The 23,037-nt window shown below is 64.8% G+C and carries 22 protein-coding genes; 12 read left to right on the forward strand and 10 right to left on the reverse strand.

Translation table 11 applies throughout. The features are described 5' to 3' along the window. Positions 1–16: 16 nt before the first annotated feature. From CVM73_RS09615 to CVM73_RS09630, 4 genes are all read right to left on the reverse strand, one after another. Positions 17–1,222, reverse strand: coding sequence for a beta-ketoacyl-ACP synthase (locus CVM73_RS09615; protein ID WP_100231766.1), 1,206 nt, complete (start codon positions 1,220–1,222; stop codon positions 17–19). Next, positions 1,219–1,689 carry a 3-hydroxyacyl-ACP dehydratase FabZ family protein gene (locus tag CVM73_RS09620; RefSeq protein WP_100231767.1) on the reverse strand — a complete coding sequence of 157 codons (471 nt, stop codon included), beginning with the start codon at positions 1,687–1,689 and terminating at the stop codon, positions 1,219–1,221. The genes CVM73_RS09615 and CVM73_RS09620 overlap by 4 nt, the downstream gene beginning before the upstream one ends. Before the next feature lie 10 nt (positions 1,690–1,699). After that, positions 1,700–1,987 (reverse strand): acyl carrier protein, encoded by a 288-nt coding sequence (locus tag CVM73_RS09625; protein ID WP_007592476.1) that lies wholly within the window; start codon positions 1,985–1,987, stop codon positions 1,700–1,702. Between the two features lie 233 nt (positions 1,988–2,220). Then, on the reverse strand, positions 2,221–2,562 hold the full coding sequence (locus CVM73_RS09630; RefSeq protein ID WP_100231768.1) for a hypothetical protein: 342 nt from the start codon (positions 2,560–2,562) through the stop codon (positions 2,221–2,223). A gap of 320 nt (positions 2,563–2,882) precedes the next feature. Here CVM73_RS09630 and CVM73_RS09635 point away from each other — a divergent pair, with 320 nt between their 5' ends. Then, a complete protein-coding gene (locus tag CVM73_RS09635) occupies positions 2,883–3,506 on the forward strand; it encodes a ParB-like protein (protein WP_100231769.1) in 624 nt (207 codons plus the stop codon). A 220-nt stretch (positions 3,507–3,726) separates the two neighbouring features. On the opposite strand, the gene CVM73_RS40270 is transcribed toward CVM73_RS09635, so the two are convergent. Continuing rightward, positions 3,727–3,882: a hypothetical protein gene (locus CVM73_RS40270; protein ID WP_167406744.1), complete on the reverse strand. Its 156-nt coding sequence runs from the start codon at positions 3,880–3,882 to the stop codon at positions 3,727–3,729. A 271-nt stretch (positions 3,883–4,153) separates the two neighbouring features. On the opposite strand from CVM73_RS40270, the gene CVM73_RS40275 reads away from it, so the two are divergent. The 6 genes from CVM73_RS40275 to CVM73_RS40285 all read left to right on the forward strand — a co-directional run bounded on the left by CVM73_RS40275 (position 4,154) and on the right by CVM73_RS40285 (position 11,127). Next, positions 4,154–4,297 carry a hypothetical protein gene (locus CVM73_RS40275; protein WP_164936629.1) on the forward strand — a complete coding sequence of 48 codons (144 nt, stop codon included), beginning with the start codon at positions 4,154–4,156 and terminating at the stop codon, positions 4,295–4,297. A gap of 216 nt (positions 4,298–4,513) precedes the next feature. Then, positions 4,514–4,681, forward strand: a complete 168-nt coding sequence (locus CVM73_RS40280) for a hypothetical protein (protein WP_167406745.1) — start codon at positions 4,514–4,516, stop codon at positions 4,679–4,681. Next, positions 4,678–7,230: an HAD-IC family P-type ATPase gene (locus CVM73_RS09640; protein ID WP_100231770.1), complete on the forward strand. Its 2,553-nt coding sequence runs from the start codon at positions 4,678–4,680 to the stop codon at positions 7,228–7,230. The genes CVM73_RS40280 and CVM73_RS09640 overlap by 4 nt, the downstream gene beginning before the upstream one ends. A 552-nt stretch (positions 7,231–7,782) precedes the next feature. Continuing rightward, positions 7,783–9,747, forward strand: coding sequence for a TonB-dependent siderophore receptor (locus CVM73_RS09645; RefSeq protein WP_100231923.1), 1,965 nt, complete (start codon positions 7,783–7,785; stop codon positions 9,745–9,747). A 5-nt stretch (positions 9,748–9,752) separates the two neighbouring features. Further along, positions 9,753–10,898, forward strand: a complete 1,146-nt coding sequence (locus CVM73_RS09650) for a PepSY-associated TM helix domain-containing protein (RefSeq protein ID WP_100231771.1) — start codon at positions 9,753–9,755, stop codon at positions 10,896–10,898. 70 nt (positions 10,899–10,968) lie between these two features. After that, positions 10,969–11,127, forward strand: coding sequence for a hypothetical protein (locus CVM73_RS40285; RefSeq protein WP_167406746.1), 159 nt, complete (start codon positions 10,969–10,971; stop codon positions 11,125–11,127). A 13-nt stretch (positions 11,128–11,140) separates the two neighbouring features. Here the strand turns inward: CVM73_RS40285 and CVM73_RS09660 are convergent, their stop codons facing one another. The 3 genes from CVM73_RS09660 to CVM73_RS09670 form a co-directional block, all read right to left on the reverse strand. Beyond that, positions 11,141–11,635, reverse strand: a complete 495-nt coding sequence (locus tag CVM73_RS09660) for an MgtC/SapB family protein (RefSeq protein WP_100231773.1) — start codon at positions 11,633–11,635, stop codon at positions 11,141–11,143. Between the two features lie 10 nt (positions 11,636–11,645). Continuing rightward, positions 11,646–12,227 carry a peroxidase-related enzyme gene (locus CVM73_RS09665; protein WP_100231774.1) on the reverse strand — a complete coding sequence of 194 codons (582 nt, stop codon included), beginning with the start codon at positions 12,225–12,227 and terminating at the stop codon, positions 11,646–11,648. Positions 12,228–12,454: 227 nt separating this feature from the next. Continuing rightward, a complete protein-coding gene (locus CVM73_RS09670; RefSeq protein ID WP_245452271.1) occupies positions 12,455–14,047 on the reverse strand; it encodes an ATP-binding protein in 1,593 nt (530 codons plus the stop codon). On the opposite strand from CVM73_RS09670, the gene CVM73_RS40855 reads away from it, so the two are divergent. Together CVM73_RS40855 and CVM73_RS09675 are read left to right on the forward strand one after the other, a co-directional pair. Continuing rightward, positions 14,040–14,342: a hypothetical protein gene (locus tag CVM73_RS40855; protein WP_245452272.1), complete on the forward strand. Its 303-nt coding sequence runs from the start codon at positions 14,040–14,042 to the stop codon at positions 14,340–14,342. The genes CVM73_RS09670 and CVM73_RS40855 overlap by 8 nt on opposite strands. A gap of 284 nt (positions 14,343–14,626) precedes the next feature. Next, positions 14,627–15,595, forward strand: coding sequence for a catechol 2,3-dioxygenase (locus CVM73_RS09675; protein WP_100231776.1), 969 nt, complete (start codon positions 14,627–14,629; stop codon positions 15,593–15,595). A 211-nt stretch (positions 15,596–15,806) separates the two neighbouring features. On the opposite strand, the gene CVM73_RS09680 is transcribed toward CVM73_RS09675, so the two are convergent. Both CVM73_RS09680 and CVM73_RS09685 read right to left on the reverse strand, forming a co-directional pair. After that, positions 15,807–19,337: a molybdopterin cofactor-binding domain-containing protein gene (locus tag CVM73_RS09680; RefSeq protein WP_100231777.1), complete on the reverse strand. Its 3,531-nt coding sequence runs from the start codon at positions 19,335–19,337 to the stop codon at positions 15,807–15,809. After that, positions 19,337–19,819 carry a (2Fe-2S)-binding protein gene (locus tag CVM73_RS09685; protein ID WP_100231778.1) on the reverse strand — a complete coding sequence of 161 codons (483 nt, stop codon included), beginning with the start codon at positions 19,817–19,819 and terminating at the stop codon, positions 19,337–19,339. The genes CVM73_RS09680 and CVM73_RS09685 overlap by 1 nt, the downstream gene beginning before the upstream one ends. A gap of 253 nt (positions 19,820–20,072) precedes the next feature. Here CVM73_RS09685 and CVM73_RS09690 point away from each other — a divergent pair, with 253 nt between their 5' ends. The 3 genes from CVM73_RS09690 to CVM73_RS09700 are packed head-to-tail and all read left to right on the forward strand — an operon-like array spanning position 20,073 to position 23,035. Beyond that, complete coding sequence (locus CVM73_RS09690; protein WP_167406758.1) at positions 20,073–21,530, forward strand: 6-hydroxynicotinate reductase; 1,458 nt, start codon at positions 20,073–20,075, stop codon at positions 21,528–21,530. Continuing rightward, positions 21,527–22,423, forward strand: a complete 897-nt coding sequence (locus tag CVM73_RS09695) for a UPF0280 family protein (RefSeq protein ID WP_100231780.1) — start codon at positions 21,527–21,529, stop codon at positions 22,421–22,423. The genes CVM73_RS09690 and CVM73_RS09695 overlap by 4 nt, the downstream gene beginning before the upstream one ends. A 27-nt stretch (positions 22,424–22,450) precedes the next feature. Then, complete coding sequence (locus tag CVM73_RS09700) at positions 22,451–23,035, forward strand: amino acid synthesis family protein (RefSeq protein ID WP_074119251.1); 585 nt, start codon at positions 22,451–22,453, stop codon at positions 23,033–23,035. The last annotated feature ends 2 nt before the right edge of the window (positions 23,036–23,037 follow it).

The following is a 23,037-nucleotide window of genomic DNA, read 5'->3' on the forward strand; positions in this document are numbered from 1 at the left end:
TCCCCGCTTGAGCTAACTAAACCGCCTCGACCAGCGCCATGCCTTCGCCGCGCCAGTGTCCGGCTCCCACCACCACGATCTGGGTAGGCGCACCCTGCATTTCAATCTCGGTCCCGGTCGAATCGTTCGGCGGGAACAAAGCACCACGCGAGATCGACAGCGCAGCGAGCGCAATTCCGAGCGGGAATTGCGTCTCCATGGCGTGGCCAAACACCGTGCCGGTCGAGCGCACCGGAAAGTCGGCATGGCTCTTCAGGAAGCCGCGCTCTTCCGAGGTCGCGGGCTCCGCACCGGTCGCTCCGGTGATGATGGCGCCCTTGCCGTCGCGCTTCGGCAGCTTGGCCCACAGCTTCTCCAGTGTCGCGGCCATGTCGCCGGGCCGCTTGCGCTTGGCGAGGTCTGCGACGACGCTCGACAATCTTGCGAACGGCTTTGCGCCGCGCGCTTCCGCATGCGCCTTCGATTCCAGCACCAGGAAGGCGCCGGCCGAGCCGAGCGCGAAGCCGGCGTGGTCCTTGCGGGCCCACACGGGAGCGAACTTATCCTTGAGGTTGAAGTCGCCGAATTCATAGAGGACGAGCAAGTCCTTGCGCTCGCCATTGTGCGAGCCGCCGACCAGCGCGATGTCGCTCTCGCCCGAGGCGATGCGCGCAAGCGCGATGCGGACAGCATCGGCGCCGGCGACCTCTTCGCCCATGAAGGTGCGCGAGGTGCCCCCTAAGCCGTGCACGATGGCGATGTTGCCGGCGAGCAGGTTGGAGAGCTGGGCCAGGAACAACGTCGGCCTGAGATCGCTCATCAGCCGCTCGTTGAGGAAGCCGGGCGCGTTGGCGCCCTTGGCCTCGGCCGTCAGCACGCCGCTGTCGACGTTGAGATCGCGCTCTCCGCCGCCGGCGGCGACCACCATGTCGATCTTCGACAGGATGTCCTTGTTGCCCTTGATGCCGGCGGAATCGAGCGCAAGACCGGCGGCATAGGTGCCGATGCGCTGCCAGGCTTCCATCTGGCGCTGGTCGCCTTTCTTCGGGATTTGGCTGTCGAAGGCAACAGGCATCAGCGGATGCACGATGTAGGGGGCAAAGCCCTTCTCGTCGACATTGATGCGCTTCTCCTGAAGCGCGGCCCAGTTGGCGTCCAGGCCCTCGCCGAGCGAGGTGGCGAGCCCAATGCCGGTGATCCAGACTTCGGTCTGGCCTGGCTTCGAAGCGGGAGTGTCAGTCATGGCGATACGGCCTGTTGCGGAAATCCGACGCGCTTGGCGATCGCGTCCATGTGGGAGCGCATATCCGCATTGGGGAAGGGGATGAGCGTGAAGGTGAGCGCCGAATTCGCGCGCAGCTTGCCGCCGACCCTGATCTTGGCCTCGGTCATGGCGTAGCCGGAGCCTTCATGGGTGAGGCTCGCCTCAATGCTCATGAGATCACCGGGAAAGACCGAGCCGCGGACCTTGGCTTCCTTCACGGCGGCGAGGATCGGCATGCGTTCGAACTTGAACACGCCGAGCTGAAGCCAGCCCGAGGCCTGCGCCATCGATTCGATCAGGAGCACGCCGGGCATCAAAGGATAGCCCGGGAAGTGCCCCTCGAAGATGGTGCTCTCCATCGGGACCTGCGCTTCGACGACGATCGTCCTCTCGTCGACCTTGAGGTCGACGATGCGATCGATCATGTGGAAGTATTCGAGTTGCATGACTGCGCCCTTAGGCGCTCGCGCCCTTGGCCGCAACCAGTTCGTCGATACGGGCGCACAGGTTCTTCAGCACGAAATACTGCTCGGTGGTCGCCTTGCCGTCGTTGACCTCTTGAGTCCACTTTTCCAGCGGCAGCTTGATGCCGAACTGCTTGTCGATCGCGAACGCGATATCAAGGAAATCGAGGCTGTCGATGCCGAGGTCATCGATGGCATGGCTATCCGGCGTGATCGTGTCGCGCGGGATGTCGCAGGTTTCAGCGATGATCGTGGCGACCTGATCGAATGTGGAAGACATCACTAAGCCTTTGATATATTGCGGATATTTGTCAGATTGTCCAGAGTGGCACGGTGGGTGGGCATCGCGCCCCTGATGACGCCCTCAAACCCCCCTCTGGCCGGGTCGAAAGCCCGTATATCGGAGCGCCGCCCTGAGTTCAATGGAGCCGGGCAGGCCCAGGGGACAGCGAGGGACAGGGTTGGGGATGCCCCGTTGGGACCCTCCGCCGAGGAGCCGGCGCCGGGCCGGTCCTAAATATGCGGCGTCGTGATCTTGACGCAGTCGCGGCGGCCCATCAGCACGCAATCCTGGGTTCGGCGCAGGTCGGCGATGCTGACCGCGAGCCAGATCCCGATCGCGGTCAGCGCGATGGTGAAGGCCAGCGCCGCGATGTTGGCCAGCATGCGCTGGCGGAAATTATCGGGTTCGGCGCGGGGCTGCTCGTAGCGCGACAGGTCCAGCCGTTCGGGTGCGACGCGCAGCGGTTGCACGGTGCCGCTGCCGCGCTTGACCGACGGGGAAGGCAGGGTGCGCGGCCTGAACTGGAGCACCCGGTGCTCGTCATCAGAGCTTATGGGCCGCTGGTTGTTCATGGGGCGGGGATCACTCCGAAGCAGCAATTTAGATAGCATAGGTGAGGAGCGCGTTGCAGAAAATCTTCTCAATGCCAGCGTGCATTTGTGCGATCGCACTATTTGTGCGCGGACCGGCGTGGAGCGGTCGGGGAACCGGGGGGCGCGGGCTGCGCTGCAACGACAGGCGCAGCGCCAGCCACGGAGTTCGTCCGTTCGTCCCGTCGCTATCGACTTGTGATCTCCGCGTCCTTTCCGAATGGATTTTGTCACCGCAGGGCCCATGGCATAGTCGCGATAACCCGGACCATCAGCGGCAACCATGTGAGGACCTTTCGATCATGACCAATACGCGCGAGCCGCGAGTGCATCCTGTCCCGATCCTGTCGCTCCGGCCGACGCAGATGACGGTGGGCATGCGCGAGGTCAAGGAGAAGCGCAGGCGCTGGCGCGAGCACGACAAGAAGAAGCAGGCCGATCTGCTCGGCAAGCACATGATCCCCGTCGTCTACGGCCCCGATTTGCGCTACTACGTGATCGACCATCATCATCTCGGCCGCGCGCTGCATGATGAAGGGGTCAAGGAGGTGCTGGTGACCATCGTCGGCGACCTCAGGATGGTCGAGCGCGAGGCGTTCTGGGGCGTCATGGACAACAAGCGCTGGGTCTATCCTTACGACGCCAAGGGCGAGCGGCGGTCGTTCCGCGACCTGCCGAAATCGGTCGCCGACCTCAAGGATGATCCGTTCCGCAGCCTTGCCGGCGAGTTGCGCCGCATGGGCGGCTTCGCCAAGGACACCACGCCGTTCTCCGAATTCCTGTGGGCCGACTTCCTGCGTCGACAGGTGTCGCGCAAGGCGGTGGAAGCCGATTTCGACAACGCGCTCGAGAAGGCGATGGCCGCGGCCAGAAGCAAGAATGCGATCTATCTGCCCGGCTGGTGCGGTCCGGCGGACGATGATTAGGGGTATCGGAAATCGCGTGCCGTGATCGATGCGCCACTACGGGCCGTGCCCTGCTGGTTCACGGGAGATGACTTACGAGTACCATGGGCCGGTCAATTTCGTCTGCGGCTCCACACACATCTCGGTGAAATGGTCGCTCAATCCAGATGGACGGATCGTGGGGCTTCAGGCGACCGGATTTACCCCGTGCCTCTGAACGGAGTGGGCGCCAGCGCTCACATCAATCGCGCTGGAAGATCCTGGCGCCGGGATAGGCGCGGCGGGCGTAAGTGACCACCAGCGCGCGGTCCTGGGTGTCCAGGAAGGGCGTTCGGATCTGGCACGATCCGACGATGAGGTGCCACAGGCCATTGAGTTTCTGGATCACGATCGTCATTTGAGTAGTCCTCGATGACTCCCATTCCAGCGAATGCTGCTTGTCGACGCAGTACTTGGGATCGCGGCCGCGGGTGTGGAATTTCCCAACACGGCCGCGCTCCGCTGCAAAACACCGTCGACCATTATTAGTTGGTTACGGAATGCGCCCATATAAGCCGGATCTGATCACAGCCGCTTGAGCGAAATCAATTTCCGCGCCCATGAAACCGTCCTGAAACAGAACCGTCCCATCTCTATGGGGTAGTCGAGCTCACACACAGGAGGCGAACATGCGCCGTCTGGTTTTCGTAATTGCCTTGCTCGCGGTCGCTTCGGCGGGAATCTCGGCATCGTTTGCCGCAGTCCATCACGCCAAGACGTTGACGTTCGCGGAGCGCTTTGCTCCGGCGCTCGAGTTGATGGCGAAGCGCTAGCGGCATGGCGCCTCAGCAGCGCTGAACGATGCAGCGGCTGCTCGCTCGAGGCGGACATCACGTCGCACCTGTCGACCGATGATGGCGGGGGCAGTCTTGACCTGTCGCAAATCTGCGTCGCGCTGAACGGCTAAGGTCTGCCCTGCATGGTTGCAGAGACAGCGTCGCGCCCCGATGCCGAGGGCTCCAAGTCATGCAGATTTTGGAGGCACGGCCATGAGCGTCATCTTTCGCATCCTCTTTGTCCTCGCCGGCGCGATCACGGCGCTGTTCGTCGCGCGTGACGCGCTGAATTTCACCATCATCCAGACCTTCGTCGCCGTCCTGCTCGTCACCGCCGTCGTCGGTGTCGGCAGCCTCTGGAGCCTGCGGCGGAAACCGTGAGCGAGGTGCAACGCAGAGGTGCGGTCGGCCTGAGCGAGGACGAGGCCCGGGCGAGGCTCGCGGCAGACGGCCCCAACGAATTGCCTCGGCCGGAACGACGCAGTCCCTTGCGCATCGTGGTGGAAGTGCTGCGCGAGCCGATGCTCCTGCTGCTGCTTTGCGGCGGACTGATCTACCTCGTGCTCGGCGATCTCAAGGAGGCGCTGATCCTCGTAGCGTTCGGGGCGATGTCCATCGTGATCACGGTGGTGCAGGAGACCCGGACCGAGCGCGTGCTGGAAGCCTTGCGTGACCTGACCAGCCCGCGTGCGCTGGTGGTGCGGGACGGTGAGCGCCGGCGAATTGCCGGCCGCGAGGTCGTGCAGGGCGACCTTCTCGTCCTTGGCGAAGGCGATCGCGTCCCGGCCGACGCCGCACTCATCGAGGCGCGGGACTTGCAGATCGACGAGTCCCTGCTGACCGGTGAGTCGATGCCCGTCCGCAAGAAGACCGCCGACAAGGTCACCGCGGCCGATCACCGGCCCGGCGGCGAGGATCAGCCATTCGTGTATTCCGGTTCGCTCGTCGTGCGCGGTGAGGGACTGGCGCTGGTCGAGGCCACTGGGCCGCGCAGCGAGATCGGGAAGATCGGGCTGTCGCTGCGCGGCCTGCAGGCCGAGCCGCCGCGGCTTCAGCAACAGACCGCAAGGCTGGTGCGGCTCTGCTTTCTCGGCGGCGCCATGATCAGCCTGGCCGCCGTAGCGCTCTACGGCGTCTCGCGCGGCGACTGGCTGCAAGCGCTGCTGGCAGGCGTTGCCATCGGCATGTCGATGCTTCCGGAAGAATTTGGCGTCGTGCTCACGGTGTTCATGGCGATGGGCGCGTGGCGGATTTCGCAAGCCCGCGTCCTGACGCGGCGGGCAGCCGCCATCGAGGTCCTCGGCTCAGCGACAGTCCTATGCACCGACAAGACCGGAACACTGACGCAGAACCAGATGTTGGTCGCCGAGCTGCGGCTGCTCGATGGCGCGCACCTGCGTGCGGAGGCGTCCGGACGGGATCATGTCGGGCCCGAATTCGCCGAGCTGGCGCGCTGCGGCGCCCTGGCAAGCTCTCCGGAGCCGTTCGATCCGATGGAGAAGGCGCTGCACTCGTTCGCGCGTGATGTCGTGCGGGACGGAGACCCGATGGATGGCGGGCGGACGCTGGTGCGCACCTATGGTCTGCGCCCCGAGCTGCTCGCCATGACCCAGGTTTGGCGGACATCCGCAGCGGCGGATCTCATCGCATGCGCCAAGGGCGCGCCGGAAGCGATTGCGCGCCTGTGCAGGCTGAACGACGCCGATCGGAAGGCCGTGCAAGCTGCCGTCGGCGCGATGGCGAAGGACGGGCTACGCGTGCTGGGGATGGCGGTTGCCGGGTGCGATGACGCTTCACTGCCGGCATCCCAGGAGGCTTTCGTATTTCGCTTTGTCGGCCTGGTCGGGCTTGCCGATCCGTTGCGGCCTCATGTTCCGGAGGCGGTTCGCGAGTGCCGTTCGGCCGGCATCCGCGTCGTCATGATCACGGGCGACTATCCGGCGACCGCCATGGCGATCGCAGGGCAAGCCGGGCTTGACGTCAAGGAGGTCGTGACCGGGGAGCAGGTCAGGCTCGCGGACGACACCGAGCTCGAGGCACTCGTCAGCAACGTGAACGTCTTCGCGCGGGTGCTGCCGGAGCAGAAGCTGCGGATCGTTCAGGCGATGAAGCGCAACGGCGAGATCGTCGCGATGACGGGCGACGGCGTCAATGACGCGCCGTCGCTGAAGGCCGCCCATATCGGGATCGCGATGGGAGGCCGGGGCACCGACGTCGCTCGCGAGGCATCCTCGATCGTCCTGCTCGACGACGATTTCAGCTCCATCGTGGCATCCATCCGCCTGGGCCGCCGGATCTACGACAATCTGCGCAAGGCGATGGCCTTCATTTTCGCCGTCCACGTTCCGATCGCGGGGCTCGCCCTGCTTCCCCTGGTTTTCGGGCTGCCGCTGGTTCTCGGTCCGGTTCACATCGCGTTTCTGGAGCTGATCATCGACCCCGTCTGCTCGCTGGTGTTCGAAGCCGAGCGGGAGGAGCGCGACATCATGAAGCGTCCGCCGCGGCGTGCCAACGCGGAGCTGTTCTCGTGGCCCCTGATCGCCTGGAGCGTCCTGCAGGGCATCATGGCCTTCGCCTTGATCGCTGTGATCTTCGTCTTGGCGCTTCGCTCCGGCATTCCGCCCGATGAGGCGCGCACGCTCGCATTCATTGCGCTCGTCGTCTGCGTCGTCGCGCTGGTTCTGGTCAATCGATCCTTCAGCGCATCCTTCTTGTCTGCCTTCTTTCGTCCGAACCCGGCATTGCTCTGGATCTTCCTCTCGATTGCGCTCGTTCTCGCCACGGCCCTGTTCTGGCCGCCGGTGTCAGGACTCTTTCGTTTCGGTCCCCTGCACCTTGACGACCTGATGATCACGCTCGGCGCGGGATTGCTGGTGCTCACGGCGCTCGAACTGCTGAAGCCGCTTTGGGGCCGGCGGTTGCGATTCTAAATCGTGACGCGGCCGGTCGGTCATCGCGGTGAGCGCGGCGGTGGATCGTCAGCGTGGGGAATTCATGCAGCCAGCGGCAGGCGAGCGCGAGACGCCGACGCCATTTCATTAGAACGGATCCAGTCTACATAGATTCTACGACACGAACGTCCAAAAGACTTTGATTGTGCGTTCGGAGTCTCTGCATGGTCGTTCCCGTAAGTTCGGGGACTGGGAATGCTGGAATTCGTGTTTGACGCACGCGCATCGAAGCGCGGGCGCGTGTCAATCTTGTGCGGTCTTGTCGCGCTTCCTGCCATCGGCTTCGGCGGCAACGCGCAGGCCCAGGGCGCGAGCGGAGGATCGGATCTTCCGCCCGTCGTGGTCGAGCAAAGCCGCCCGAACAAGCGTCAGGTCACAGCGCCGCGCAACTCGCGATCTGTAAGCACCCGACATACGCGATTGCGCGCGGCGGGACAGGCGACCCACGCGCCTTCTCAGCCGGCTGCCGCCGCTGCGGAGCGCGGTACGGATCCGGTGAGGGGCTTTGTACCTGTCGTCAGCTCGGCTGCGATGAAGTCCGACACGCCCATTCTCGAGACGCCGCAATCGGTCTCCGTCGTCAGCCGCGACCAGCTCGATGCTCGCTCGGTGACGACACTGGTCGAAGGATTGCAGTATGTCGCGGGTCTCGCCATCCAGCCGGGCGGCAAGGATCCGCGCTTCGACAACGTCTTCATCCGCGGCTTCGACAACAACGGCTACGGCGCCTATCGCGACGGGCTTCGCGAGGTCGGCGATCCCAACTTCTTCTCGCTGTTCCGCAACGAGCCCTACGGCTTTGAACGCATCGACGTCATCAAGGGACCGAGTTCGGTCATGTACGGACAGGGTGCACCGGGCGGCCTCGTCGACGTCATCAGCAAGCGGCCGACCGAGCAGGCTTTCGGCGAGATCGTCGGACAGTTCGGCAATTACGAACGGTTTCAGGGCGCATTCGACTTCGGCGGTCCCGCGACCAAGGATGGGACGCTGCTCTATCGGTTGACCGGCGTGTTCAGGGATTCCGATGCGCAGATCGCCAATTTCTCCAACTTCGTGAAGGACAATCGGACCTATATCGCGCCGGCTGTGACCTGGAAGCCGACCAACGACACGACGTTGACGATTCTCGCGGACTATACCCACGACCTGACCGGAAACGCCTTTCCGCTGTCGATGGCTCATGTGAGCGGCGGGAAGATCACCGGTATCACGGCGCTGCCGCTGTTCCTCGGCGATCCCAGCTACAACAAGTTCGACCAGGAGCAGGAGCGTGTCGGCTACCAATTCGAACATCGCTTCAGCAACAATCTGATCTTCGAATCGAAAGCCCGCTACGGTCACACCGAGCTCGACTATCGCTATCTGACGTTCATCGGAAGTCCGGTCGATACGACCACGGTCTTTCTGCGACGCGCCGCGCGCATACAGGAGCAGGTCGACTCGCTTTCGACCGACAACCACCTGATCAGCAAGTTCAGCATGGGGCCGCTGCAGCACACGGTGGTTTCCGGCATCGACTATCTGACGTTCAACATGACGGACCGGACATATTCCGGAGCGGCGCCGTCTCTCAGCAAGATCAATCCCGTCTACGACCAGACCGTCGTCGTTCCGACTGCGCTCGTCAATCCCTCGGCGAACCAGGCGATAGATCAGGTCGGCGTCTATATGCAGGACCAGATGAAGATCCAGAACTGGATCTTCACGCTGGGTGGACGGTACGACGCGTCGGAGCAGAACACCTACGCCTTGGTCACAAACAAGACTACCGACACGAAGGACACGGCCTTCACCAAACGAGGGGCGGTCTCATACGTGTTCGATTCCGGAGTGGCGCCCTACTATAGCTATTCGGAGTCTTTCCTGCCGACGCCGGGCACGGACTTTGCGGGCAGCCCGTTCAAGCCGACGACGGCACAGCAACATGAGGTCGGCGTCAAATACCAGCCATCGCGGACCTTGCTGATGACCGTGGCGCTGTATGACTTGACGCGGCAAAACTCGCTCACGACCGATCCATCACATCTCGGCTTCTCGGTCCAGCTCGGCGAGGTGAATTCGCGCGGCATTGAGTTCGAGACGCTGGCGCAGATCGTGCCGGGGCTGAACCTCGTGGCGACCTATACGAACCAGGACGTGAGAGTGACGCAAACCACCGGGACCGATCTCGGCAAGGTGCCGACGCTCGTGGCCCGCCAGCTTGCGTCGGCCTATGTCGACTATACGGTGCAGGGCGGCACCTGGGACGGCTGGGGTCTTGGCGGCGGCGTCCGCTACAACGGGCCGACCTTCGCCGATCCTACCAACACGATCGTCAACGAAGGCTACGTCGTTTTCGATGCTGGTCTGCACTATCGCCAGCCCAAGGGTGTGAACCTCGCGCTGAACGTGAAGAACATCGCCGACCGTGTCACCCTCGCTTGCACGACGAATGGTGGCTGCCAATACACCAGCCCGCGCACCATCACGGGCACGGTCAGCTATCGCTGGTAGAGGTCATGGTTCAGGCACGCACGATCCGCCTGTGGTCCCGCATTCATACCTGGACATCGCTGGTGTGCATGCTGTTTCTGCTGATGCTGTGCGTGACGGGGCTCCCGCTGGTCTTTCACGACGAGATCGACGATCTGCTGGAGGATGAAATTGCGGCTCCGGCCATGCCGGAAGCAACGCCGCGTCTCTCGCTCGACCGGATGATCGCGGCGGCTCAGGCGCGCTTTCCCGGTCAGTACGTCCTGCTTCTCAATCTCAAGCAGGCGGAGCCGCTGGTGACTGTCGCGGTTTCTCCGACCGCGGTCCCGGCGCCGGGCAACTTCCATCGTCTGACGCTTGATGCGCGGACGGCCGAAATGCTCGGGGAGGAGACGCCGCATCAGGACGTCATGGACATTGTGTTGCGGATACACAAGGACATGTTCGCGGGCCTGCCCGGCGAATTGTTTCTTGGGGCGATGGGTCTCGTGTTCGCCGCGTCGATCATATCCGGCGTCGTGGTCTACTGGCCGTTCATGCGCCGGCTGGATTTCGGCACAATCCGCCGGCGGTCGTCGCCCCGCGTCAAATGGCTCGACACCCATAATCTCCTCGGCATCGTCACCGTGACCTGGACGATCGTGGTGGGCCTCACCGGCATGATCAACACGCTGGCGACGCCGCTGTTCGACCTGTGGCGGGCGCAGCTCATTCCCGTCCTGCTGGCGCCTCATCTGGACAAGCCGGTCGCGCCAATCCCCTCGGTTCAGGCCGCTGTCGAGCTCGTCTGCGCGAGATTTCCCGATCGCCTGGTCACGTCGGTGACGATGCCGACCTCGGCGCGCTTCGGCAGCCCGCAGCATCTCGTCGTCTGGACCAAGGGCGCCACCCCCTTCACGGCGCGCATGCTTCAGCCGATGCTGGTCGACGCCAACGACGGCAAGACGATCGTCGCGCCCGAGGTGCCGTGGTATCTGAAGACGCTTCAGGTCTCGCGCCCGCTGCATTTCGGCGACTATGGCGGGCTTCCACTGAAGATCGTCTGGGCGCTGCTGGACGTGATGACGATCATCGTCCTCGTCAGCGGAATCTATCTCTGGGCGGCAAGGAGAAGGTCGTCGGCCCGCCGCAAGCCGCTCGACGCAGGCCAGACCGCAGCAGCCGGTGTCTAGTCCCATGCCCCCTTCCGTTTCCAGCGCGGACGTCCCGAACCGGGCCCGGCACCACAGAAGTGCCTGGGCCGTGTTCCGGGTGCCGCTCCTCGTCGGCTTGGTCTGTACCGCGGGGCTCGGTCTGGCCCTCGTCGGCGACGGGATCTGGGACGGCCTGTCGTGGCTGGCACTTTCGTTGCCGGTCACGCTTGTGGCCTTCTACTGGCGGCGCGCGGGTCGCCTGCGCTGACGGCGCGGGGCTGCTAAACGTGGTGCTCTTCCGGGCCGCTTTCGACATCGTGACGTTCGTCCCTGCCGCCAAGCATCCGGTGCAGCCAGCGCTCGATGCGGCGGCCGACTGTGAGCAGCACGAAAGCCAGCGCCAGAGCGACGGCGACGATCATCCATTGCCCGGTGCCGCAGACGATGCCGAGGCAGGCGGCAAGGAAGGTGCAGGCGGCACTGGTCAGGCCGCGCACGCGAAAATGCTCGCTCTCGTGGACGATGACGCCGGCACCGAGGAAGCCGATGCCGGTGAGGATGCCCTGGATGACGCGGCTCGCCGCGTCGGTGACCTTGCCGGGCTCGGCGAACTGGACTGCGAGCAGCACGACGGTCGCTGTGGAGAGCCCGACGATGCCGAGCGTCTTCAGCCCGATCGGCTTGCCGTGCAGATCGCGGTTGAGGCCGATCGCGCTGCCGGCGAGCGTCGCTGTGCCGAGGCGCAGCAGGATTTCGGGCCAATCGAGCTGGGTCATGTCTTGCCCGTCACGTCTTCGGCAGTCGTCCCATCAGGTAGAACTCCTCGTTCGGCCGCATGCCCGTGAAATTCGCCAGCCGGTTCGACAGCGCAAAGAAGGCGGAGATCGCGGCGATGTCCCAGATGTCGTCGTCGCTGAAGCCGTGCGGCGCGAGCGCGGCGAAATCATCCTCGGAAATCCGCTGCGCGTCAGCCGAGACCTTCATCGCGAAGTCGAGCATCGCCTTCTGCCGGGGCGTGATGTCGGCCTTGCGGTAGTTCACAGCGATCTGGTCGGCAATGAGTGGGTTCTTGGCGCGGATGCGCAGGATCGCGCCATGCGCGATCACGCAATACTGGCACTGGTTTGCCGCCGAAGTCGCCACCACGATCATCTCGCGCTCGGCCTTGGTCAGGCCACCGTCCTTCTCCATCAGCGCGTCGTGATAGGCGAAGAAGGCGCGGAACTCGTCGGGACGATAGGCCAGCGTCAAAAACACGTTCGGCACGAAGCCGCTCTTCTCCTGGACTGCGAGGAGGCGCGTGCGGATGTCGTCGGGCAGCGTGTCGAGGGCGGGTGCGGGGAAGCGTTGCGCGGCGGTTTTTGTCATGGGCGTGGATTCCGGCTTGGGCCGGCAACCATAGTCGATGCGGGCGCCGGTCTCAACGTGCCGCGATATTCCACGGCGCGCGTGCCCCGGACGCAGCGCAGCGCCACTTCAGCGGTGCGCTGCAGAGCCGGGGCCCAGAATGTTTGAGCGCGGCGATTGTGGCATGGGTCCCGGCTCTGCGCCGCAACGCTAAGGGCGTTGCAGCGCGTCCGGGACACGAGAGTGTGCTACCGCAGCGGCTTCTTCAACAGCGAGAAGCGGTCCGGATCTAGGCCCATCGATGGTTGCAGCATCGGGGCTTCGACGCTGGACATCATCTTCGCCGGCGGGGCCGAGAACACGGGATCGTTCGGCACGTCGCGCTGGGATGTGGCGCCGCGCCAGCGCTCCAGAACGGCGCCGACGAAGTGCATGTCGTGACCGGAGGTGACCGACGGCACACTCGAGATAGTGGCCTCGCCGCGCGGCAATTGGTGCGGCGGCACCTCCTTGAAGCGCAAGCGCGTCGGCAGTGCGACGCCTTCGCCGAAGGCCAGCACTTCACGCGTGCCGAGCGAGGGCACGAAGGAGAGCAGGTTCGCGGCGGCGTCCGACACTGCAGCGCGCAGCAGCGCCTGGTCGCGGTCGTTGGCGAGGCGCATCGTGAACAGCGTGTTGCACTGGGAGATGATGGTGGCGTCGAGCTCGGCGGGGCGCTGGGTGATGAGGCCGAGATAGACGCCGTATTTGCGCCCTTCCTTGGCGATGCGCGACACCGCCTTGCGGGTCGGCCCGAAGCCGATGTTGCGGTCGGCGGAGGCATAGCGATGCGCTTCCTCGCAGACGAACAGCAGCGGCGAGACGCCGTCGCTCCACAGGCCGAAATCGAAGGCCATGCGGCACAGCACAGAAACGACGGAATCGATGACCTCGGCCGGGAAGCCGGCGAGCTGCATCACCGTCATCGGCTTGCCGTTGGCGGGCAGGCGGAACAGATGGCTGATCACCTCCGCCATGGTGTCGCCGCCGACATTGGCGTTGTCGAACATGAAGGCGTAGCGCGGGTCGTTGCGCACGGCCTCGATGCGCGAGATCAGCTTGTGATAGATGATGCGCGAGGAACGGTTTTCCAGCTTGCCCATGCGCTCGTCGATCAGCGACAGCAGGTCGACCAGGCGATAGGGCACCGGCGTGTCGACGGTGTAGCCGATCTGCTTGGGATCGATGCGCTTGAGGCCGATGCGGTCGGCGTTCTGGTACTGGGTGTAGACGCCCTTGGCGAGCGGAATCACCTCGGCGAGGATGTCGAGCTCCTCCGGCACGCCGGCGCGGCCGCCGAACAGCACGTCGACGATTTCCTCGAAGTTGAACAGCCAGAACGGCAGCTTCAGGTTCCGCGGATTGAGCACCAGCGCGCGGTCGCCGAAGCAGCGGCCATACTCGTTGTGCACGTCGAGCAGGAAGATGCGCAGGTTCGGCCGCGCCTTCAGGATCTCGTTGAGCAGCAGCGAGACGCCGGTCGATTTGCCGACGCCGGTCGATCCCAGCACCGCAAAATGCTTGGACAGCATTTCCTCGACGTCGACATAGGCGACGACGGAGCGGTCCTGCTGGAGGAAGCCCACATTGATCTGGTCCGAGCCGGTCGGCGCATAGATCGTGCGCAGCTCCTGGCTCGTGATCAGGTCGACGGCATCGCCGATGGTCGGATAATTGGTGACGCCGCGCTGGAATTTGGCCTTGTCCGCGGCATTGAGGATCTCGCCGAGCAGGTCGACCGAGGCGATGGCGATGTAGTTGTCGGAGCTCGACAGATTCTCGCAGGAAACCTCGGTGATCATGGCAACGATGACCGAGCTGGCGCAGCGAATGCTGACGAAACGGCCGACGGTCGCCCGAACCTCCGAGATCGGCATTTGGCTCGCCGCCAAAAGCCCGACCCGGGCGAGCGATCCGCGAACCGAAATCACGCGTCCAAAGGATGTCACGATTGATGAACCTGGCAAGAGCAAGGGATTTACCCCGGACTATGCGCGGTCGTCGCTGCACAAACGGTTAAACGCCGGGCGCGCCCGCTCCGTTAAATCCGCGACAATTCGGCCAATAGGTTTGTTCCTGATGCATACTTCTGGGTGAAATCGACGGAAAATGCTGCTTTTCCAGGCCAATGGATCGGGCGGCGGCCTTAAAGGAAGATTTTACCATTCGGGCAGGCTCCCGTTCGTTCGGAGCACCCGCCGGTCCGGCCGGGCGGCCGTTTGCGGTGGGTGTAGCGGTTGATTTGTTGACTGGACCTAATCATTTGTACATTAGTACAAATGACGTTGCCGTCGGCGTCGTGTCGGATCGCCGCGTCGTCGCCCTGCATCCAATCGCGCCGTCGGGTACGGCGGATCGTGCCACGTCCCTGGAGGAAATTCATGCAGCCGGAACCGATCCTCGATCTCGCTCATCTCGGCCACATGGAGCTGCTGACGCCCAAGCCCGACGAGAGCCTCAAATTCTTCGTCGACGTGATGGGCATGACCGTCAGCGGGCAGAAGGGCGAGTCGGTCTACCTGCGCGGCTGGGACGATTACGAGCGCTATTCGCTCAAGCTCACCGCGTCGAAGACATCGGGCATGGGCCACATGGCGCTGCGCGCGCGCAGCCAGCAGGCGCTGGAGCGTCGGGTCGCCGCGCTGAAGGGCTCGGGTTTCGACATCGGCTGGATCGACGGTGACATGGGGCAGGGACCGACCTTCCGCTGCCGCGACCCCGATGGCCACATCGTCGAGCTCTATTACGAGACCGAATGGTATCAGGCGCCGCCGGAGCTGAGGCCGGCGCTGAAGAACCAGGCGCAGCGCTTTCCCGCGCGCGGCGTCAATGTCCGCCGGCTCGACCATCTCAACTGCCTTGCCGTCGACATCAAGGCCAACCGCGAGTTCTTCGAGACCTATCTCGGCTGCCGTCTCACCGAGCAGATCGTGCTCAATGATGGCCGTGAGGCGGCGATGTGGCTGACGATGTCGAACAAGAGCTACGATTTCGCCTATTCGCTCGACCATTCCGGCGTGCCGGGCCGTTTCCACCACGTCACCTACGCCCTCGACAGCCGCGAGGAGATTCTGCGCGCCGCCGACATATTCCTGGAGAACGGCGTTCACATCGAGACCGGCCCGCACAAGCACGCGATCCAGCAGACCTTCTTCCTCTATGTCTACGAGCCCGGCGGCAACCGCGTGGAAGTCGCCAATGCCGGCGCGCGCCTCATTCTCGCACCCGATTGGAAGCCGATCGTGTGGACCGAGGAGGAGCGCAAGAAGGGCCAAGCCTGGGGGTTGAAGACAATCGAGTCATTCCACACCCACGGCACGCCGCCGGTGGAAGTGAAGAAGCACGGTTGATCTAAAGCCGAATGGCTTTGGCTTGAATCGATTGCCGCGGTTCGTTCACCTCTCCCGCTTGCGGGAGAGGTCGGCGCGAAGCGCCGGGAGAGGGCTCTCTCCTCTTGGGGATTGTCCCATTGGGGATACACCCTCTCCCCAACCCTCTCCCGCAAGCGGGAAAGGGAGTGCACCTCCATCATTGCAGCGATCAAGCCTCATTCCATCATGCTTAGTGCGGCGTCCCACGCACGCGTGCGATGGTCTCGCGCACGTTGGCCCAAGCCGGCTTGTCGGGCGCGAACTGCCTGCGCAGGAACGTGACGAGCTCCTCGATTTGCGCATCGCTCATGCTGTTCCTGAAAGCAGGCATGTAGCCAAGGTCGCTCGATACGGGCTCGGCAATGCCGTGCAGGATAACCTGCACGAGATTATCCGCCGTTCTGCTGTGCAGGTTGGTGTTGAGCGCGAGCGACGGCCGCGTGCCGAACAGCGGCAGACCGCCGACCTCGTGGCAGACGGCGCAGGCGCCCTGATAGAGGCGGGCGCCGGTGGAGGATGCGACGGTAACTTGCGTTGCGTTCTCTAGCTTTGTCGCGAGCGCATCCTGCGCCTGGCGGTCGTTCGCGGGGTCGTTGAACGAATTGAGATAGACCGTCATCGCACGGATGTCCTGGTCGGGCAGGGCTTTGAGATCCCTGACGATCGGTGCCATCGGCCCTGCGGCGACGCCGTGATAGCGCGAATGGCCGGTGCGCAAATAAGCGTAGAGCTCGTCCTCGCTCCACGGGATCGGCGCGTACGAGAGCGAGGTGAGTGCCGGCGCCTCCCAGCCCTCGGCAAAGCCGCCGGCGAGATAGGCCTCGCGCTGCTGGGCGCCGAGCGCATTGCGCGGCGAATGGCAGGCGCTGCAATGGCCGAGGCTCTCGACGAGATAAGCGCCGCGATTCCAAAGCTCGGATCTGGCGGGATCGGGCGTGAACTCGCGCGCCCGATGGAACAGCGCGTTCCAGCCCGCGAGCAGTGGGCGCAGATTGAACGGGAAGGCGAGCGTGTTGGCGGGTGTCGCCGCGCGCACCGCAGGCTGCGCCATCAGGTAGGCGTAGAGCGCCTGCATGTCGGCGTCGCGGGTCTTTGAAAAATGCGTGTAGGGGAAGGCCGGGTAGAGCTGCCGTCCGTCGCGATGCAGCCCATCGCGCATCGCGCGCTCGAAGGCGGGATAGGACCAGGCGCCGATGCCGGTCTCGACGTCGGGCGTGATGTTGGTGCTGTGGATGATGCCGAACGGCGTTTCCAGCGCGCGGCCGCCTGCGTTGAGCGCGCCGCCGATATTAGTGTGGCACTCCGCGCAATTGCCGAGTGCGGCAAGCTGCTCTCCGCGCGCGATCGTCGCCGCGGAATAGACTGAAGCATCGGGCCGCGCGATCGGCGCAATCGCACGCCCTGGCAGCAGCGCAGCGCCGATGCCGATCGCGGCGGTGCAGACGGCTGCGATTGCCGCCAAGATGCCGGCGCGCTTGGCGAACGGATTTTCCCAGATCCGAGCAGGCGGCGACGCCGCGGGGGCGGACAGCGCCTTCGGCGTCGCCGGCGCATCGCCGTGCAGCCGTTTGAGGATTCGCTCAGGCGTAAACGGCGGCTCGCGAAAGCGCACGCCGGTGGCATCGAAGATCGCATTGGCAATCGCCGCCGCGCTCGGCACCGAAGCGGACTCGCCGATGCCGAGCGGCGGCTGGTCCTGGCGCGGCAACATCAGGACGTCGATCTTGGGCACGTCGGGGAACGGGATGATCGGGTAGGCGCCCCATTCGCGCGCGGCCACCGCGCCGCGCTCGAACGAGACCTCCTCCATCAGCGCGCGGCTGGTGGACTGGATGACGTTGCCGTGGATCTGGTGGCGCACGCCGTCGGGGTTGATCATCAACCCGGAATCCTGGCCCGCGACGACGCGGGTGACGCTGACGTCGCCGGTCGTCTTGTTCACCGCGACGTCGGCGACCCAGGCCGACCATGCCGCGCCATAGCCCGGAAACTTGCTGTGGACATAGAGCGCGTAGGCAAAGCCGCGCCCGTGTACGGTCTCGCCGTCCTTCTCCTCGCGGACCGGCCGTGGCCTCCAGCCTGCACGCTCGGCGACCGCGTTGACCAGATCGATCGCGCGTGGGTCCTTTAAATAGCGAAGGCGATATTCGATGGGATCGACGCCGGCTTCGGTTGCGGCCTCGTCGATATAGGATTCATGCGCAAAGGTGTTCGGCAGTGCCGAGACGCCGCGGAACCAGGAGGCGCGCACGATCGGCGGCATGTCGTGGGCGACGACGCGCATGTTGTCGTAATCATAGGGCGGGATCGCGGTGCGGTCGCCCATCTGGAGCACCGCGGGCTCCGGCGAGAGGCGGCCGGTCAGCAGCAGCGCCAGCGTCGGTGCCGCATTCGAGGGATAGCGCGTCGCGAGATCGTAAGCGGCGATGCCGCCGTCGGCATCGAGGCCACCGTTGACGTCGATGAGCTGCGCCGTGCCCTTGGGCTCCCAGGCGTGCTCCTGCTCGCGCGTCAATTGCACGCGCACGGGCCGGCCGACGGCGCGCGACAGCAGCAGCGCGTCGGCGGTGACGTCGTCGGCGCAGTTGCGGCCGTAGCAGCCGGCGGCCTCCAGCCGGATGATCTCGATCTCGCTCTCAGCGCGTTCGATCAGCAGCGCCAGATCGCTGCGCAGCACGTGCGGGTTCTGCGTGCCCGACCAGACGCGGATATTGCCGTCGCCATAATCGGCGACCGCGCAGGACGGGCCGATCGAGGCGTGCATCTGATACGGCCAGACGTAAGTGCGCTGCATCGCCTTGGCCGCGCCCGATATCGCCTTGTCGACCTCACCCTTGTCGATCAGCGTACGCGGTGTCGATGGATTGGCGCGCAGCGCGGCTTCGACATCGGCGAGATCGGTCAGGGTGGGCGTCGGCTTCCAGCTCAGCTTGAGCTGTTCTGCGGCGCGGACCGCATTCTCCTCGCGCTCGGCGACCACGCCGACGAAATCGCCGATGCGCACCACGGCCACAAGGCCGGGGATGTCGCGCACCGAGGATTCGTCCACCGCAATGAGGCTGGTGCCGACGAACGGTCCGGCATCGACGCCCGCATAGGGCGGGCGCACCACGCGGCCGTGCAGCATGCCTGATACTCGGATGTCGTGCACGAAGGTCAACTCGCCCGTGGCCTTGGCCGGCAGGTCGACACGCGGGACGGACTGGCCGACGATGGCGTAATCGCCGACGGGCTTCACAGTGCCGTCGTCTTCGAGCTCGAGACGAATCGTCTCCCCGCCGATCAGCTCGCCATAGCTGACGCTGCGGTTGTCGTGGCCGCGCACGAGGCCGTCCTCGATCCTGAGATCGGCGGCCGGCAGCTCCAGCCGCTCGGCCGCGCGCGCGATCAGAAAGTGCCGGGCTTGCGCTGCGGCCTTGCGCAGGGGAACGGCGGTGATCTGGATGGTTTCGCTGGCGATCGTCGCGCCCTGGTTCGGCACCAATGCTGTGTCGCCGAGCACGACCACGACGCGCGCAAAGGAGACGTCGAGCTCTTCGGCGACGATCTGGCCGAGGGCGGTGCGAATGCCGGTGCCGAGATCGACATGACCGTTATAGGCCGTGACCGCGCCGTCCGCGGTGATGCGGACGAAGGTCTCGGATGTGACCTCGTCCACGCTGCGGGCGACGATGAGCGAACCCGTTGGCCGCTCAGCTCCGTTCGAGGCAGGGGAGGCCATCAATCTGCGGCCTCGGTGAGCTGGCCCGATGCGCGCATGACAGCGCGCAGGATCTCGACATGCGTACCGCAGCGGCAAAGATTGTAGCGCAGCGCCGCCAGCGCCTCCTGCTCGGTCGGCCGCGGATTGATCGCGAGCAGCGCCTTGGTGGTCATGATCATGCCGCTGAGACAGTAGCCGCATTGCGCGGCCTGCTCGTCGATGAAGGCCTGCTGCACGACGTCGGGCTTGTCGCGGGTGCCGAGGCCTTCGAGCGTCACGATGTCGCGGCCGGCGCAGCCGCCGACCGGAATCACACAGGAGCGCGCCGCCGTGCCGTCGATCAGGACAGTACAGGTGCCGCATTCACCGAGGCCGCAGCCATATTTCGGGCCGTTGAGCGCGAGGTCATTGCGCAGCACATAGAGCAGCGGTGTGTCCCGCGCCGCCGTGACCTCGTGGATCCTGCCGTTCACGGTGAGGCGGATCGGTGTCTGCGTCATCCTCGTTTCCAAGCCCAAGACTGTGTAGTCGCGAAGTTTCGATACCGCGACGATACCGTTTGTACACAAACGTGCAAGCCGCGCATGCCGCACTGCAGCGCGATTGCCTTCTTTGTGGACAGAGCGGTTAGGCAAATGAGGTTTTATGCGGCAGCGGCATCTTTTGCGCTGCACCGCCGCTTGACAGCCCCGGGGCACCGCGCGCAACATCGTTCGTATACGAATGATAACTGCGATGTCCGCCGGCTCCGACATGGTGACAGAAACGACGAGCGCCGTCATCGACAAGATCCGCTGCGATGCTTGTCCGGTGATGTGCTACATCAAGCCGGGCGCGGCGGGCGCCTGTGATCGCTACGCCAACCACGACGGCAAGCTCGTTCGCGTCGATCCGCACGTGATCCTGGAGCGTACCGTCTCGCATGGCGGCAAGCTCGTTCCGTTCAGCCGCACCGAAGACTGGGACGGCAAGATCGTCCACGAGCCGTCAACATTCGTGACGGCGATCGGCGCGGGCACGACCTACCCCGACTACAAGCCGGCGCCGTTCATCGTTTCCGCGGAGGTCGACGGCGTCGACATGGTGACCGTGGTCACCGAGGGCATCTTCTCCTATTGCGGCATCAAGGTGAAGATCGACACCGACCGCTATCTCGGCCCGGAGACCGCGACCGTGCGCGCGCAGGGCGAGGCGGTCGGCCATGTCACCACCAGCGAATATGGCTCGCAGATGCTGTCGCTCGGTGGCGTGCATCACCTGACCGGCGGCTCTAAGAAAGAGGGCCGCGTCACCTGCGACACGCTGATGGACCTCGCCAATTGCAAGGCGGTGGAGCTCACCATCGACGGCGGCGCCACCGTTGTGGTGCAGGCCGGGCAGCCGCCGATCGTCAACGGGGTGAAAGAAGAGCGCATGCGCGTCGGCTGCGGCTCGGCGACGATCGGCATGTTCGCCAAGCAGTGGCACGGCAAGGTGGACGAGGTCGTCGTGGTCGACGACCACATCACCGGCGTGCTCTCGGAGCATCAGGCCGGCAAGCTGCTCGACATCGCCGACACCGGCATCAAGATGAAGGGGCGTCGCTCGACGCCCGGCCGCTATTTTCAGGTCGCCGATCCCGGCACGGGCTGGGGCGGCACCAACATCTCCGATCCTCTCTCGATCCTCGGGCCGTTCGACGTCAAGGAAGCAAAGCCCGGACTGACCATGTTGATGGTCTCCACCACCGGCGAGCATTCGTCCTATTACGTGCTTGACGAGGCCTTGAAGCCGGTCGAGACCGAGATGCCGGCTGACTTGAGGTTCTCGGTCGAGCGCATTCAGGAAAATTGCGAGCCGGCGCTCTGTACGGTGCTGTTTATGGCAGGCGCGGGCGGTTCGCTGCGCGCCGGCGTCACCGACAATCCGGTGCGGCTGACGCGCTCGGTGAAGGATGCGCTGACGCGCGTCACCAGCGGCGGCGCGCCGGTTTATGTCTGGCCGGGCGGTGGCATCACCTACATGGTCGATGTGACGCAGATGCCTTCGGGCGCGTTCGGCTATGTGCCGACGCCGGCGCTGGTCGCGCCGATCGAATTCACTATGAAGCTGTCTGACTATGCCGCGCTCGGCGGGCACATGGATTATGTCAAGCCGCTCGCGGAGGTCCAGAACGGCGACGATGTCCGGCAGTTGCCCTGGCAGAATCCGATTCCGGGGCGCCGGACATGATGAGGCGCCCGCAAATCGCATTGCTGTCTGATAGCCGGCGGCTGCATTTGCAGGATGGACCGATTGATCTGATCGTGGAGGCGAGGGGGCGGGCGGACGCGGTGCGGGCGGCCTATGAGGCTGCGGCGCTACGGTTCACAGGATTACTCGACGAGCTTTGCGCGGAACTGCCGGAATTGCGGTCCGCCGCTGGGAAGCGGACGTCGCTAGAGGGCGTCGTGGCGCGTCGCATGCACGCCGCGGTGGCGCCCTATGCCGCTGATTGCTTCATCACGCCGATGGCGGCCGTTGCCGGCAGCGTGGCGGAGGAGATTTCGGGCACAATGCTCGGCGCTGCGACGCTCGATCGGGCTTACGTCAACAATGGCGGCGACATCGCGCTTCATCTCGGCAAGGGCGAGCATTTCTCTGTCGGCCTGATGGACCGGCCCGACCGCGACGGCGTGATGCGGACGATGAGGATCGATGCGGATGATCCGGTGCGCGGGATTGCGACCAGTGGGCGGCATGGCCGCAGCTTTTCGCTCGGCATTGCCGACGCGGTGACCGTGCTCGCGGCGACGGCGTCGCAGGCCGATGCGGCCGCGACAATCATTGCCAATGCCGTCGATCTGCCCGGTCATCCCGCCATCATCCGAAAGCCCGCGAACGAGCTTCAGCCCGACAGCGATCTCGGCGCGCGTCTCGTCACCCGCGAAATCGGCGAGTTGTCTCACGATGAGATCGCCACCGCACTGGAATCTGGCGCGGAATGTGCACGGCATTTGTTCGATCGTCGACTGATCGAGGGTGCCGTGCTGCAGCTTTGTGGTGATATGCTTGTCATCGGACCGAAAGATATTGAACGGCAAGAAGCGCGCCCGCGTCAGCTGGAGACCGCGGTTCATGCCTGAACAGGGAAGTGCCGAGGGGAAACAGCCATGAGCGCGATCATCCGCAAGATCGTCACCGTCGTCGAAGAGACGCAGATGGAGATGGGCCGCCAAGTGTCGCCGCCGACCCGGCGTGCGGCCGCCATTGCCGTGATCGAGAATCCGTTCGCCGGAAAATACGTCGAGGATCTTTCGCCGCTGATCGCGATCGGCGAGGAGCTGGGCGACCTCTTGTCGAAGCGCGCGGTAGCCGCGCTCGGCATCGATGGCGCCAAGGCGCAGAGCTACGGCAAGGCCGCGGCCGTCGGCGAGAACGGCGAGCTGGAGCACGCCGCCGCGATCCTGCATCCCAAGATGGGCGCGCCGGTGCGCAAAGTTCTGGGCAAGGGTGCGGCGTTGATCCCCTCGTCGAAGAAGCGCAGCGGTCCGGGCACGACGCTGGACATTCCGCTCGGGCACAAGGACGCGGCCTTCGTGCGCAGCCACTTCGACGGCATGGAAGTGCAGATCAACGACGCGCCTCGCGCCAACGAGATCATGGTCGCAGTTGCTGTCACCGACAGCGGCCGTCCGCTGCCGCGCGTCGGCGGGCTCACGGTTGCGGAGATCAAGGGCGAAGACGGTTTGCGATAAGA

Source organism: Bradyrhizobium forestalis, assembly GCF_002795245.1.
Classification (GTDB): domain Bacteria; phylum Pseudomonadota; class Alphaproteobacteria; order Rhizobiales; family Xanthobacteraceae; genus Bradyrhizobium; species Bradyrhizobium forestalis.

Excerpts from the sequence above, each read along its gene's own strand:
- CVM73_RS09670 (WP_245452271.1), bottom strand. The coding sequence starts at position 14,047 with ATGATCACCGAGGTTTCCTGCGAGAATCTGTCGAGCTCCGACAACTAC.
- CVM73_RS09675 (WP_100231776.1), top strand. The coding sequence starts at position 14,627 with ATGCAGCCGGAACCGATCCTCGATCTCGCTCATCTCGGCCACATGGAG.
- CVM73_RS09645 (WP_100231923.1), top strand. The coding sequence starts at position 7,783 with ATGAAGTCCGACACGCCCATTCTCGAGACGCCGCAATCGGTCTCCGTC.
- CVM73_RS09650 (WP_100231771.1), top strand. The coding sequence starts at position 9,753 with ATGGTTCAGGCACGCACGATCCGCCTGTGGTCCCGCATTCATACCTGG.
- CVM73_RS09700 (WP_074119251.1), top strand. The coding sequence starts at position 22,451 with ATGAGCGCGATCATCCGCAAGATCGTCACCGTCGTCGAAGAGACGCAG.
- CVM73_RS40275 (WP_164936629.1), top strand. The coding sequence starts at position 4,154 with ATGCGCCGTCTGGTTTTCGTAATTGCCTTGCTCGCGGTCGCTTCGGCG.
- CVM73_RS09630 (WP_100231768.1), bottom strand. The coding sequence starts at position 2,562 with ATGAACAACCAGCGGCCCATAAGCTCTGATGACGAGCACCGGGTGCTC.
- CVM73_RS09695 (WP_100231780.1), top strand. The coding sequence starts at position 21,527 with ATGATGAGGCGCCCGCAAATCGCATTGCTGTCTGATAGCCGGCGGCTG.
- CVM73_RS09660 (WP_100231773.1), bottom strand. The coding sequence starts at position 11,635 with ATGACCCAGCTCGATTGGCCCGAAATCCTGCTGCGCCTCGGCACAGCG.
- CVM73_RS09625 (WP_007592476.1), bottom strand. The coding sequence starts at position 1,987 with ATGTCTTCCACATTCGATCAGGTCGCCACGATCATCGCTGAAACCTGC.
- CVM73_RS09665 (WP_100231774.1), bottom strand. The coding sequence starts at position 12,227 with ATGACAAAAACCGCCGCGCAACGCTTCCCCGCACCCGCCCTCGACACG.
- CVM73_RS09635 (WP_100231769.1), top strand. The coding sequence starts at position 2,883 with ATGACCAATACGCGCGAGCCGCGAGTGCATCCTGTCCCGATCCTGTCG.
- CVM73_RS09615 (WP_100231766.1), bottom strand. The coding sequence starts at position 1,222 with ATGACTGACACTCCCGCTTCGAAGCCAGGCCAGACCGAAGTCTGGATC.
- CVM73_RS09690 (WP_167406758.1), top strand. The coding sequence starts at position 20,073 with ATGGTGACAGAAACGACGAGCGCCGTCATCGACAAGATCCGCTGCGAT.
- CVM73_RS09685 (WP_100231778.1), bottom strand. The coding sequence starts at position 19,819 with ATGACGCAGACACCGATCCGCCTCACCGTGAACGGCAGGATCCACGAG.
- CVM73_RS09620 (WP_100231767.1), bottom strand. The coding sequence starts at position 1,689 with ATGCAACTCGAATACTTCCACATGATCGATCGCATCGTCGACCTCAAG.
- CVM73_RS09680 (WP_100231777.1), bottom strand. The coding sequence starts at position 19,337 with ATGGCCTCCCCTGCCTCGAACGGAGCTGAGCGGCCAACGGGTTCGCTC.
- CVM73_RS40280 (WP_167406745.1), top strand. The coding sequence starts at position 4,514 with ATGAGCGTCATCTTTCGCATCCTCTTTGTCCTCGCCGGCGCGATCACG.
- CVM73_RS40270 (WP_167406744.1), bottom strand. The coding sequence starts at position 3,882 with ATGACGATCGTGATCCAGAAACTCAATGGCCTGTGGCACCTCATCGTC.